The 12814-nt window shown below is 59.4% G+C and carries 14 protein-coding genes and 3 pseudogenes; 3 read left to right on the plus strand and 14 right to left on the minus strand.

Features of this window, described 5'->3' with window-relative positions; translation table 11 throughout:
- Positions 1-52: 52 nt before the first annotated feature.
- The 3 genes from treB (at position 53) to gspS (ending at position 3658) form a co-directional block, all read left to right on the plus strand.
- On the plus strand, positions 53-1468 hold the full coding sequence (gene treB, locus ACQ86O_RS02135) for a PTS trehalose transporter subunit IIBC (protein WP_431223955.1): 1416 nt from the start codon (positions 53-55) through the stop codon (positions 1466-1468).
- A 92-nt stretch (positions 1469-1560) separates the two neighbouring features.
- Positions 1561-3225, plus strand: coding sequence for an alpha,alpha-phosphotrehalase (gene treC / locus ACQ86O_RS02140; RefSeq protein ID WP_431223956.1), 1665 nt, complete (start codon positions 1561-1563; stop codon positions 3223-3225).
- 64 nt (positions 3226-3289) lie between these two features.
- Positions 3290-3658, plus strand: a complete 369-nt coding sequence (gspS, locus tag ACQ86O_RS02145; RefSeq protein WP_431223957.1) for a type II secretion system pilot lipoprotein GspS — start codon at positions 3290-3292, stop codon at positions 3656-3658.
- Here the strand turns inward: gspS and ACQ86O_RS02150 are convergent.
- The 14 genes and pseudogenes from ACQ86O_RS02150 to gspE form a co-directional block, all read right to left on the minus strand.
- Complete coding sequence (locus ACQ86O_RS02150; protein WP_431223958.1) at positions 3636-4460, minus strand: prepilin peptidase; 825 nt, start codon at positions 4458-4460, stop codon at positions 3636-3638. The genes gspS and ACQ86O_RS02150 overlap by 23 nt on opposite strands.
- Entirely contained in the window at positions 4453-4884 is a 432-nt protein-coding gene (gene gspB / locus ACQ86O_RS02155) for a type II secretion system assembly factor GspB (RefSeq protein WP_431223959.1), read from the minus strand. Before gspB ends, ACQ86O_RS02150 begins: the two co-directional genes overlap by 8 nt.
- Positions 4874-5611 (minus strand): type II secretion system protein N, encoded by a 738-nt coding sequence (locus ACQ86O_RS02160; protein ID WP_431223960.1) that lies wholly within the window; start codon positions 5609-5611, stop codon positions 4874-4876. The genes gspB and ACQ86O_RS02160 overlap by 11 nt, the downstream gene beginning before the upstream one ends.
- 17 nt (positions 5612-5628) lie before the next feature.
- Positions 5629-6063: a type II secretion system protein GspM gene (gene gspM / locus ACQ86O_RS02165; RefSeq protein ID WP_431223961.1), complete on the minus strand. Its 435-nt coding sequence runs from the start codon at positions 6061-6063 to the stop codon at positions 5629-5631.
- Entirely contained in the window at positions 6060-6617 is a 558-nt protein-coding gene (locus tag ACQ86O_RS02170) for a GspL/Epsl periplasmic domain-containing protein (RefSeq protein WP_431223962.1), read from the minus strand. Before ACQ86O_RS02170 ends, gspM begins: the two co-directional genes overlap by 4 nt.
- Positions 6509-7342 (minus strand): annotated as a pseudogene (gspL, locus tag ACQ86O_RS02175) (type II secretion system protein GspL); the annotation flags it as partial. The pseudogene gspL and the gene ACQ86O_RS02170, both read right to left, overlap by 109 nt.
- Entirely contained in the window at positions 7339-7611 is a 273-nt protein-coding gene (locus ACQ86O_RS02180; RefSeq protein ID WP_431225628.1) for a type II secretion system protein GspK, read from the minus strand. The pseudogene gspL and the gene ACQ86O_RS02180, both read right to left, overlap by 4 nt.
- Positions 7612-7719: 108 nt before the next feature.
- Positions 7720-8261, minus strand: a pseudogene (gspK, locus tag ACQ86O_RS02185) (type II secretion system minor pseudopilin GspK); the annotation flags it as partial.
- Positions 8258-8854 carry a type II secretion system minor pseudopilin GspJ gene (gene gspJ, locus ACQ86O_RS02190; RefSeq protein WP_431223963.1) on the minus strand — a complete coding sequence of 199 codons (597 nt, stop codon included), beginning with the start codon at positions 8852-8854 and terminating at the stop codon, positions 8258-8260. The gene gspJ and the pseudogene gspK, both read right to left, overlap by 4 nt.
- Positions 8851-9231 (minus strand): type II secretion system minor pseudopilin GspI, encoded by a 381-nt coding sequence (gene gspI / locus ACQ86O_RS02195; protein ID WP_431223964.1) that lies wholly within the window; start codon positions 9229-9231, stop codon positions 8851-8853. The genes gspJ and gspI overlap by 4 nt, the downstream gene beginning before the upstream one ends.
- Before the next feature lie 45 nt (positions 9232-9276).
- A complete protein-coding gene (gspH, locus tag ACQ86O_RS02200; protein ID WP_431223965.1) occupies positions 9277-9699 on the minus strand; it encodes a type II secretion system minor pseudopilin GspH in 423 nt (140 codons plus the stop codon).
- Positions 9699-10118, minus strand: coding sequence for a type II secretion system major pseudopilin GspG (gspG, locus tag ACQ86O_RS02205; protein WP_431225629.1), 420 nt, complete (start codon positions 10116-10118; stop codon positions 9699-9701). Before gspG ends, gspH begins: the two co-directional genes overlap by 1 nt.
- Positions 10119-10158: 40 nt before the next feature.
- Positions 10159-11367 (minus strand): type II secretion system inner membrane protein GspF, encoded by a 1209-nt coding sequence (gspF, locus tag ACQ86O_RS02210; protein ID WP_431223966.1) that lies wholly within the window; start codon positions 11365-11367, stop codon positions 10159-10161.
- Position 11368: 1 nt separating this feature from the next.
- Positions 11369-12813 (minus strand): annotated as a pseudogene (gene gspE, locus ACQ86O_RS02215) (type II secretion system ATPase GspE).
- Position 12814: the final 1 nt, after the last annotated feature.

The raw sequence follows: 12814 nt of genomic DNA on the forward strand, positions 1-12814 counted from the left end.
TAAGCTTTGAGTATCCACACCTCTGCGCCTCACTGATAAAAAGGGTTCCCTAATGAGTAAAGTTCAGCAGCAGGACATCGATCGCCTGATTGAGCTGGTGGGGGGTCGCGAGAATATCGCCACCGTCAGCCATTGTATTACCCGCTTGCGTTTCGTTCTCAACGATCCCGCCAAGGCCAAACCGAAAGAGATTGAACAACTGCGGATGGTCAAAGGCTGCTTCACCAACGCCGGGCAGTTCCAGGTGGTGATCGGCCCCGAGGTGGGTGATTATTATCATGCGCTGATCGCCGCCACCGGCATCAACGAAGCCGATAAGGAGCAGGCCAAGCTGGCCGCTCGCCAGAATATGACCTGGTTCGAACGGGGCATTTCCCACTTTGCCGAAATCTTCTTCCCGCTGCTGCCTGCATTGATCAGTGGCGGTTTGATCCTCGGTTTCCGCAACGTAATTGGCGACATCCCCATGTCCGGTGGCCAGACGCTGGCCCAGATGCACCCGGCCTGGAAAACCATTTACGATTTCCTGTGGTTACTCGGTGAAGCCATCTTTATGTTCCTGCCGGTGGCCATCTGTTGGTCAACGGTGAAGAAGATGGGGGGCACGCCGGTGCTCGGCATCGTGATGGGGATCACCCTGGTATCTCCACAGTTAATGAACTCTTACCTGCTGGGCCAGCAAGTGCCAGAGGTGTGGAATTTTGGCTGGTTCACCATTGAGAAAGTGGGCTATCAGGCGCAGGTGATCCCGTCGATCCTCGCCGGTATGGCGTTAGGCTGGATCGAAACCCGTTTGAAGAAGATCGTGCCAGATTACCTGTATCTGGTCATCGTTCCGGTAGTTTCTTTATTGTTGGCGGTCTTCCTGGCGCACACGCTGATCGGTCCATTTGGCCGCATGATCGGCGATGGCGTAGCCTGGGCAGTGAAATGGGTGATGACCGGCAGCTTCGCCCCTATCGGCGCGGCACTGTTTGGCTTCCTGTATGCCCCGCTGGTGATCACCGGCGTGCATCAGACCACGCTGGCCATTGATATGCAGATGATCCAAAGCATGGGCGGCACCCCAGTCTGGCCGTTGATCGCCCTTTCAAACATTGCGCAGGCCTCGGCGGTGCTGGGTATCATCATTGTCAGCCGCAAGGCCAACGAGCGTGAAATTTCCGTTCCGGCAGCCATTTCCGCCTATCTTGGCGTCACCGAACCGGCCATGTACGGTATCAACCTCAAGTACCGCTTCCCGATGCTGTGCGCCATGATTGGCTCCGCCATGGCAGGCCTGATCTGCGGCCTGACCGGCGTGATGGCCAACGGTATCGGCGTTGGTGGCCTGCCAGGTATTTTATCTATCCAACCGCAGTTCTGGCTGATCTACTCCCTGGCGATCCTGGTGGCGGTGGTGATCCCGCTGCTGTTGACCATCATGGTTTATAAACGTAAAGCCAGCCGTGGCGAATTACCGGTCTAAACTTACTCCACATTCTTACCCGACAGATTTCAAGTTGCAGCCCACAGCGCTGCAACTTGGAAGATTGAGGGTGTTGCGATTAAGGTATTACTATGAACAACCTCATCCCCTGGTGGCAGAACGGCGTCATCTACCAAATCTACCCGAAGAGCTTCCAGGACAGTACCGGTAATGGCTATGGCGACCTGGCCGGGGTGACCCGGCGGCTGGACTATTTGCAGGAGTTAGGCGTTGATGCCATCTGGCTGACGCCGGTCTATGTCTCACCACAGGTGGATAACGGCTACGATGTGGCCGACTACTGCGCCATCGATCCGGCTTATGGCACCATGGCCGATTTCGAAAACCTGGTGGCGCAGGCCCATCAACGCAGTATCCGTATCGTGATGGATATGGTGTTCAATCATACTTCTACCGAGCACCCGTGGTTTAAAGCAGCGCAGGATAGCAGCAGCCCAATGCGCCAGTTCTATATCTGGCGCGAGGGTGAGGGCGATGCCCTGCCCAACAACTGGCGTTCCAAGTTTGGCGGCAATGCCTGGCAATGGCATGCCGAAAGCGGCCAGTATTATCTGCACCTGTTTGCTACCGAGCAGGCCGATCTGAACTGGGAACACCCGCCGGTGCGCGAAGAGCTGAAGAAAGTCTGCCAGTTCTGGGCTGATAAGGGCGTCGATGGGTTACGTCTGGACGTGATCAATCTGGTTTCCAAGCAGCAGGACTTCCCAGACGACACGCAAGGCGATGGTCGCCGTTTCTACACCGATGGCCCACGCATCCACGAATTTTTGCAGGAAATGAGCAGAGAAGTGTTCCAGCCACGCGGCCTGATGACCGTAGGCGAGATGTCTTCCACCACTTTGGAGCACTGCCAGCAATATGCCGCCCAGAGTGGTGAAGAGTTGTCGATGACCTTCAACTTCCACCACCTGAAAGTGGATTATACCAACGGGCAGAAATGGACGCTGGCGGCACCGGATTATGTCGAGCTAAAGCAGATTTTCCATCATTGGCAGCAAGGCATGCACAACCGCGCCTGGAACGCGCTGTTCTGGTGTAACCACGATCAGCCACGCATCGTTTCACGCTTTGGCGACGAAGGCGAACTGCGGGTAACGGCGGCCAAGATGCTGGCGATGGTGCTGCACGGCATGCAGGGCACACCGTACATCTACCAGGGTGAAGAAATTGGCATGACCAACCCGGGCTTTAACCAAATCGACCAATACCGCGATGTGGAAAGCCTGAACATGTTCGCCGAACTGCACGCACAGGGCAAAAGTGAAGCCGAGCTGTTGGCGATCCTGGCCAGCAAATCACGGGATAATGGCCGCACGCCCATGCAGTGGGATGCCAGCGCCAACGCAGGGTTCACCAGCGGCACGCCTTGGATCGATTGTGCGGAAAATTACCCGCAGATTAATGCTGAAGCGGCGTTGGCGGATCGTGATTCGGTGTTTTACGCCTATCGTCATCTGATCACCCTGCGCAAGCAGTATCCGCTGCTGACGCACGGCGACTATCAGGATCTGGCCCCAGCCCATCCGGTACTCTGGTGTTATCAACGTAGCTGGAATGGGCAACGGCTACTGGTGGTGGCCAACCTGAGCCGTGAGCTGCTGGCATGGGATGCCGCAGGCGTGGAGATTTCCGAGCAGTGGCGACCATTGATGAGCAACTATGCGGATGCGGCAGAACAACCCAGAGCCAGCATATTGCGGCCTTTTGAGGCAATCTGGTGGTTGTTGGCATCCTGATTGGTGTTGGGAATTTTGTTTGTTACAATCCGTACAAAATCGCATTAAAACAAAGGGATTTTGTATGGATCGTGCAACTAAACTGGCGCTAGTGATACTTCCCCTATTCCTTGGCGCCTGCCAGCAGGCAAGGCCACCAGAAACCACACCGATGGCGCTCGACGGCCAGGCTCAGCAAATCGCCTCACTGATCGCCGGAACCCGTTATCTGAAGTATCAATGCGGTAACAGCACGCTTCCTACCGACGGGCAAATTGAGCAGGCGGCCTACGCCGCAGCACATCAGCGTGGTTGGCAGCCACCTGCTGGCATTGCCGCGCGCAGCAGTGAACTTTATCAGCAACTGCTAAAAGACAGCACGCCGCGTGCCGCGCAATGCGCCGAGTTCCAGCAACTGCTGCAGCCTTTCCTCACCACATTGCCAAAGGCGTGATCAACGTCATCCAACCCGATAACGCCAGGCAGGGGCCAAAGGGCAGTGGTTCGCCGCGCCCGGTACGCCCGGCCATTCGCAGCAGCAAGATGGCGATAATCCCCAGCAACGCGGCGCACAGCAGGAGCCAAGGCAAACTCTGCCAACCGCACCAGGCGCCCAACGCTGCCAACAGCTTGAAGTCTCCGTAACCCAGCCCCTCTTTGCCGGTGGCGAGCTTAAACCCCCAAAAAAGTAACCACAGGGATAAATAGCCGATGGCCGCCCCCAGCACCGCGTCATTCAGCGGCACCAGGGCGCCATTCAGATTCGCCAATAGCCCCAGCCATAACAGGGGCAACGTCAGTGCATCTGGCAGCAGCAGGTGCTGGATATCAATAGCGATCAGGGCAATCAGCAGCCAGGCACACAGCGCCAATGCCAAAGCGGTTTCACCCGGTGGCCAACACCACGCCACCCAAGCGCCGCTTAATGCCGCCGTCAGTTCCACCAGCGGATAACGCCAGCCGATACGTTGCTGGCAGGAGTGGCAGCGGCCACGTAGCAACAGCCAGCTCACCAATGGGATATTGTGATAAAAGGGGATGGTACGCCGACAGTGCGGACAACAGGAACGGGGTAAAAACAGGTTAAAGCGCGCAGGCCAGCCATCTTCCGGTGGCGTTAACCCCAGCAGTTGATAAGCTTCGCTCTGCACTCGGCGTTGCAGCATCAGCGGCAAGCGCCAGATCACGCAGTTCAGCACGCTGCCTGCCAGCAAACCCAGCCCACACATTACCATCAGCCACAAGCCGTCAGTCATGGTTTTCTCCCTCATCCGGTGAACCACCGGGCCAATCTTCCAATGCATCCAGCACCACCACCCGGCCATGCTGTTCCAATACCGTGACGTCTTGCTGGATCTGCGCTACCACAACATCACAGGGTAGCGAATCCCCTTCCCGATACTGCCTGCGATTAAACGTGATGCTCCGTTGTGTGGGGTCTTCGGCGTAAACATGCGCGCTGTAGCGCAAAGGCGGCAGTACGTTACCCTGGCAGATATCCGCCGCCGCAACACGCGGCGCAGCCTCGGCAGGCGCGGGTAACGATGCTGCGCACGCCGGGGCGGGGTGATAACCGGCCCAAACGCCAGCCCCCAACCAACCCAGCAGCATAAACAGCAAGGCATACACCACCAGCAGCCAATGAGGGAGACGATAACCACCGCTTATCTTATTGGCCATATTCCTGAAACCTCGATCGTCCGTTGACCTTCGCTACCTGACCGGGTAGCCGCTTCAACCGCCTGCCGCCACGGCGTGGGCAATGCTTCCATCCCCCTAGACCACCGTTGAAATGATAGCTGCCGTGCCGATCCACGCGGCCTTCACCGAACAAGCGTAGCGGCGGTTGCTGCGGCTGGAATGCGAACAGCAGGCGTTCAGGCTCGCAGCGTAACCGCAGTTGTGGCTCGCCCAGCGGCATTGTCTGCCCCAGCAGCGTGACTTGCGCGCTCCGCCACTCAACGTTTGCCACCAGCGCCAGGCATTCAGTGGCGCTGAACCGGGCATCTTCCACAACCAACGCCAATTCTCCGCGCCCTTCCAGCGCAAGGGGATAACCCAGCAACGCGGGCAAGCGCTCAACCGGCAACTGCCAATGGCCTGCCGAAAGCTGCCAATGCCCCATCCAGCCTATCGTGACCTGCCCACTGCCAATCTCACCCTCCGCCAGCGATAGCCGCCAGACCGGTAAGCCGTGGCGCCAGCCCCAATGCCAATTCAGCTTGCCCAGCAGCCGTTTTCCCCACTGCAATTGCCCGGCTTCTCCATGCCACAAAGTACCCGACACCGAGTTGAACTGGAGTTGCGCCGGGGAAAACGCTATCAGCAACCGCACTGGCAAGCTCACCAGCAGGCAAGCGATATACAGCAGCAGAAACAGGCAGATCCGCCGTAGCCAACGGCGCATTTATCGTTGCTCCACAATCAGCGGTGCGACCTGCACCAGGCCATCTGGCGGTGTGGAGGCTTGCAGGCCCAGCTCCACCACCCGCACACCCCCTGGCTTTCCAATTGCGCAAGCCAGCTCAGCACATCGTCAGCATTGGCTTTTGCCAGCACCACCTGCATCTGGCCTTGCCGTTCGGTTAGGCTCTGCAGCACAATCGCGCGCTTTGCGACGGTTGTTGCCAACCGTTGACGCAAATCGCCCTCTGCAACCGATTGTGGCACCAGGCGCTGTAACTGCTGCCACTGGAGGCGTAATTGCTGCTGGCGCTGGTGCTCGCCAGCAATCGCCTGCTGTAACGGCAACCACGCCCCCTGCCATAGGCCAACGGCGGCCACGATCCCCAGCAGAGCCAGCATCAATCCTCGTTCTCGTGCGGAACGTTGCCGCCATGCGGCCCAAAACTCCGTCATCGCTCAGCCCCCAGCGGTTCAAGCGTCAGACTGCCATCAGGCTCACTGCGCACGCTAAAGCGTTCGGCCAATAACTGGCGCATGCGTTGTAACTGAGGCGTTTCGCCCTCCAGACGCAATTGCAACTGGCCGGGTGCCGCACGGTACTGCAACTGCTGCACCCTGACCCCTTGCGGCAAGGTGGGCATTTGGGCCAACCAGGCAACCACTCCTTCGGTATCATCCTGCTGCACTGCCCGCCGCAGGGTTGCCTGCCAATGCTGCTCTGGCTGCCCAGGGAAATGCTGGCGGAACTGCTGCAAGAATTGTTGCTCCATAGCATCCCCCTGCCGGGCCAATTGCCACCACACCAGGCCCTGCTGGCAAAACAGCAGAACCAGCACGGCAACGGCAGTCGCCAACGGTATACGCCAGACCTTTTGTTGCGCGGATTTTTTGCGTGGCAGTAATGAAACCGCCTGCGGCACCTGGCGCGCCAACAGCGCCAAGGGGGGTCTTCCAGAGGGATGATCTGCCATTGCGCGCCTTCTGGCGCAGGCGTGCCGTAACAGCATAGTCTCGCTGGCTGCAACTGGGTGCGTTGCCAGGCACTGACCCAAAGCGGCAGCCAGTTGGCCTCCGTTTGTGCCCCTTGCCAAAAGCCAGTGCGCAACAACCAGCACCCGCCCCATTGCAGCGCGGTTATTTCACCTTCTGCCCAGGGTAACAGCAGCGCATCGGGCACCAGTTTATCGAGCACAAGGCCCGCAGCGTTGAAAGGTTGCTGCCATTGCGCTAACTGCTGTTGGGTTACCACCGCGACCCACAGCGCCTCCCCAGCCGATCCCAGCGGCACAATAGCCACCTCTTTTATCGCGCAGGCCAACTGTTCTTCCAGCAGCCAGGGCAGCGCCCTAAGCCCCGCGGCATCGTGCCGCCCCGGTAAATGGACCTGATACAGGCCAATCGCAGCGGCAGGCACCAGCAGGCAAATCTGGTCATGAGGATAGCGGGCAGCCAGTTCACCAAGCGCTGAGGGGGCGATCTCTCCGGCCTCTGCTCTGACTTCTCCATCGGCATCAATACGCTGCCAGAGCATCTTGTCCTGCTTATTCGCTTCGCTGTGCAGCACCAGATAACATTGCGCCTGTTGGTTTGAGGCCGTGCCACCTGTGACTCTGGGAGTAGGCCCAGGCGCATGGGGTTGGCTTGAGAAGATCCCCCGCACCCTCTGCCAAAGGGAGAAGGGACTGGATCGGCATGGCCTAATGGGCCGAGCTACCTGCACGCCCTGTTTCATTCTTCTATCTCCCAATGCCGCCGCAGTACTCTGGCTTGGCCATTGCTGCGCTGTAACAGGCTGTATTGCCGGTAATTTGTATCGGACAACCGTACGACCATGCGCAGGCTGAAATAATCGCTATTTAAGGTCAAAAGGTGTCGCCCGGGGGCCAATAGCGGCATGTCCGCCAACGGTTGGGCCAGCGTATCCCACCCGGCTGGTGGCCGCCGCGTCAGCAACTGTCGGGCGGTAGTTTCATCTATCCCTTCCGCTAATGCCGCCAGCAATGGCCACTGAGAAACAGCCAGGGTGTTGATATTGATCCGTAACGCGCCATCCGGTAACGCACATACCAATGGCCGTAGCCGCTGTAATAAACCGGCGCTGATATCACGCACCTGACGTAATTCGCTAACGTCCTGCAAGCGCTGGCGGGCGGTAAGATAAGGAGGGAGTATGCGGCATAGTCGGCATCCTCTGCGCCACCGTCGCGCGGCTGGTCATCTTCATCCAGCCAGTCAGCCAGAGCGGCACCGATACGTTGCGCCTGCCCGTCCTCCTCGCCCAGCAGCACCAGCAGACGCATGAAAATACGCGATATTTCTTCGTTACCTGCCACGGCATTCAGATTAAAACAGGCCTGCGCATCCGTAAGCCGCGCCTGTAACTCGGCATCCTCCAGCGGGAAGCTCTGCCCGGCAGTCGCCCAGCGTTGGGCCAGATGAGTGTGCAGCCCATCATCCGCAGCATCCAGGCGCAGTAGTGTCGCTGCCAGGGTCTCCGCCCCTGCGCCAACCCATTTGCCCTGTAACCGCTGGTGTAGTTGCAGACTGGAATGGAAACTGAAAAACCACCGTTCGCTGGCTACGGCGGCCAGTGCGGCCATCACCGCCAGCAGCATCAACACCACCAGCAACGCAATACCCCGCTGTTTCATCGTGCCCCCGGCAACAGAAAACGACGTACGATGGTGCCGCCCTCCGCCAGCGTCAACGCCACTTCAACCGCCTGCGGCAGGCCTTCGCTCCCTTGCCATTGGCGTGACCAGCGGCCCTGATGCCAATAGCGCACCTGCAAACCACTGACCTTGCCCAGCAAGCGCTGCCGATGAGGTTGTGCCCCCTCAGGCACATCGGGGTAATCAAAATACTCGCGCACCAGATATCCCTCCGCCAGCCGGTAGCCCACCCGCTGTAATACCGAGCGCGGCAGCCGATCGCCAGGATTTGGCCAACCGGCGTGGGTGAAGATCAGGCTATCGCCACCGCTGCGGTCTTCGGTAGCCAATAACGGTGCGCCCGAAAATGTGCCGCTGCCACGCACCGGGCGGGGCAGCATGGCGAAGGTATCGCGCTCTAACAACGCGAACGCATGCTGGATCTGGGCTAATCGATGAGCATGGCGGGAAGAAAACTGCTCCAGCTCCAAACCCTGCAACAGCAAACGGTTCGCCATCAGGCTCAGCAAGGCAAAAACCGCCAACGCCAGAATCATCTCCAACAGAGTGAAACCCGCGCTGCGCCTGCTCATGGCTGCACCACGTAGGTACGTAACAGGGTCAACGGTAAACCGCCGCTTTGCCAGGGCGTGGCCGAGACTTCTACTTCCAGCGCCCGCAGGCCAGCCATCTCGCTCTCCACCCCGCGCCAGCGCCAATACCAGGTACGCCCGGCCTGTTCACTGCTGCCCTGTGTCCAATGCAACGCCGGCCAGGTAGATTGCAGCCGTAATTCCACCATTTGGTTTTCGGCTACCCAATCGGCGTAGGTTTTATCCGCCAATCGCGCTGGCCCCAGCGCCAAATGGCCCAGGCTTTGCAACAGCGCCAATGCCGCCAGGGAGAAGATCGCCAGCGCCACCAGCACTTCTAACAGCGTCATCCCTTTATGATTCTTCAACGATGTCATCCAAGGTACGTATCCTGCCTTCGTCATCCAGTACGATCTCGGCCATCAGCCGTTGCGCAAAAAATAACGCAACTGGAACGGGGTGACTTCACCGCCCGGCAGCATCAGCACCTGTGGCGCACCCTCTGCTGTTTCCTGCATGGGCGGCAACAGCTCCAACCGCCACCCCGCAGGCAGGGTTTGCGCTGCGGCTCCCTGCGGCAGCGTCACGTCCTGCCAACCTTGCGCATGCCAGCGCTTTAACTGCCAGCGCCCAGGTTCCACCCTCAGGCCATAGGTGCGCCCTTCCAGCGTTGCCTGATAGGTTAAGCGCTGCAGCCGTTCCGCCAGGCGCTGGCTCTCCTGCTCCACGCGATATGCCGAGTTGGGCAGTTTGCCGATCACCAACCAGGTGCCAATCCCCAGCAACAGCAGTACCAGCATCATTTCAAGCAGCGTGAATCCACGCTCTCTGCGATACCTCGCCATCAGCGATCCTGGTTCCAGTTGCCGATATCGTCCTCTGTCCCCACCTCACCGTCTGGCCCGGCAGAGAAGATATCTATCTTGCCGTGCTCGCCAGGCTGACGTAGTTGGTAGCTGTTACCCCAAGGATCTTTTGGCAAACGGCGCACGTAACCGTCTTCAGGATAATTACGTGGCACCGGCGGCTGCGTCGGGCGGGCAATCAAGGCCTCCAGCCCCTGGGCGGTGGTCGGGTAACGGCTGTTATCCAGGCGATACATATCCAGCGCACTCTCCAGCGCCACGATATCGCTGACGGCCTTTTGGCGATCCGCCTTGTCTTTGTTGCCCATCAGATTAGGCACCACCAAGCTCGCCAGGATGCCGAGAATGACGATCACCACCATAATCTCCAGCAAGGTGAAACCAGCCTGGCGCGGCATTTTTATCGCATGTTGTTGCATTGCATTTACCCCTGTGTACTTACAGCGTCATCATATTGTTCAGTTGCAAAATGGGTTGCAGGATGGCCAGCACGATAAACAGCACCACCGCCGCCATCACCACCACCAGTAACGGTTCAAACAGGCTGAAAAACAGCGTGATGCGGGCGTTGAACTGGCGATCCTGATTGTCGGCGGCGCGCAGCAACATATCGCCAAGCTCGCCGCTGCGTTCGCCCGCCGCGATCATGTGGCGCATCATTGGCGGGAACAGCGCGGTCTGTTCCAGCGCCTGTTGTAAGCTGCCCCCTTCGCGCACCCGCTCACCGGCGGCGGTCAGCAGGCGGCAGGCCTGCAGGTTGCCGAGGACCTGAGCGCTGATCTGCATGGCTTGCAGCAAAGGCACCCCGCTGTGATAGAGAATGCTTAGCGTACGAGCATAACGGGCGGTGTTCATTTCTCTGATCAGGCGGCCCCAGAACGGCAGCGCCAGCAGGCGCCGATGCAAGGCAAGCCGGTTTGCCGGGCGGTGCAACAACCCCAGCACCAACAGCCCGGTGCAGGCGACCAGCAACAATATCCAGGGGCCAACGTGGCGCACGGCATCGCTCAATGCCATCAACAACCGCGTGCTAAATGGCAATGCCTGTTTCATATGAATAAATTGCTCCACCACCTTCGGCACCACGGCGCTGAGCAGCGTTGTCACCACCCCCACCGCCACCAGCGTCAGCAACAGCGGGTAGACCAGCGCCTGGGTTAAGCGGCTTTTCATCTGTTGGCGCTGCTCGGCATAATCGGCCAGACGATTAAGCACCCCATCAAGCTGGCCCGAGGCCTCACCTGCCGCCACCATCGCGCAATACAGCGGGCCGAAGGCACGCGGATGTTCTCTTAACGCATCGGCCAGGGTGAACCCTTCGATCACCCGCAGGCGTACCGCGGTTAAAACCTGCACCACGCGCCGATCCTCACTTTGCTGCATTACCGCGTGCAGCACCTCCGCCAGCGGTAATCCGGCCGCCACCATGGTTGCCAGTTGGCGCATGACCAGCGCCAACGCATTGCCATTTATGGCAACGCGGCGTAAGCGCGGCATTAGCCGGTGGGGAGCACGTTCACACAGAGCCATCACCAGTAAGCCTTGCTCGCGCAAGATCTTGCTCGCGTGACGTGCCGATTCCGCCTCAATCCTGCCGCGGCGTGGTTTGCCCATCGCATCCCGTGCCTGGTAGTCAAACTGCGCCATATCAACCACTCCGGGTCACGCGCGTGACCTCTTCAAGCGTGGTAATCCCTGCCAGCACCAGCTCAAGCCCGCTCTGATAAAGGGTGGCCTGCTGCAAATGCTGTTCCAGTGCCGCTTCGCTCTCCCCCGTTGGATCGCCCCACGCAGAGCCTCGTCAACACGTAATAGTTCATGGATTGCCGTGCGCCCCCGGTAGCCGCTGGCATTGCAGGCGCGGCACCCAGCAGCACGATAAATACGGCTGCCCACAGGCAACGGCTGGCCTTCGCCCACCTCCCAGGGTTGGCGGCAGGCCGGGCAAAGTACGCGCACCAGGCGCTGAGCCAATACCGCCAGCAGCGAGGTAGCCAACAGGAAGGGTTCAATGCCCATATCCTGCAGGCGAGTCACTGCCCCGGCGGCACTGTTGGTGTGCAGCGTCGAGAGCACCAGATGCCCGGTCAGGGAAGCCTGCACCGCAATCGCCGCCGTTTCACCGTCGCGGATCTCCCCGACCATCACCACGTCTGGATCCTGGCGTAAAATGGCACGCAGGCCACGTGCGAAGGTCATATCCACCTTGCCATTCACCTGGGTTTGGCCAATACCGGGCAGATCGTATTCGATGGGATCTTCCACCGTCAGGATGTTGCGCTCTTTGCTGTTAAGCTGGCTCAGCCCGGCGTACAAAGTGGTACTTTTGCCGGAACCGGTGGGGCCGGTTACCAGAATAATGCCGTGTGGTTGCGCCAGTAAGGCACTCACCTGCTGGCACAGCGCCGGTGTCATACCGAGTGCCGCCAGATCCAGCGGAACCGCGTTTTTATCCAGCAGGCGCAGCACCACCCGCTCGCCATGATTGGCCGGGAGTGTCGAAACGCGCACGTCGATCGCCCGCCCGCCAAGGCGCAATGCGATTCGCCCATCCTGGGGAATGCGCTTTTCAGCGATATCCAGCCGCGCCATCACTTTGATGCGTGAGACCAACAGTGCCGCCAGGCGGCGCTGGGGCTGCAGAATTTCACGCAATACCCCGTCGATGCGAAAACGGATGCTCAGGTAGCGTTCAAAGGTTTCGATATGCACATCAGAGGCTCCTTCTTTGATAGCCTCGCTCAACATGGCGTTGATCAGGCGGATTATCGGCGCACCGTCATCGCTTTCCAGCAGATCGCCCTGCTCTGGCAGCTCTTCTGCCAGGGTGTAGAAATCCAGTTCATTGCCCAGCTCAGCCATCATGCGCCGCACCTGGTCGGAGTCCTGCTGGTAGCAGGCCGCCAGTTGCCTTTCGAATTCCTCGTCATCCAATACCAACACCTGTAAAGGGGCCGCTGCGACACGCCGCGCTTCCTGAAGTGCTGTCGCCGTGACGTCTGCCCGGCACCACAGCAGCATGTCAGCCCCGGATTTACGCATCAGCAAAACGCCGTGTTTGCGGGCAAACGCAGGGGCAAGCACAGGCTCCATG

Source organism: Serratia sp. L9, assembly GCF_050632285.1.
Classification (GTDB): domain Bacteria; phylum Pseudomonadota; class Gammaproteobacteria; order Enterobacterales; family Enterobacteriaceae; genus Chania.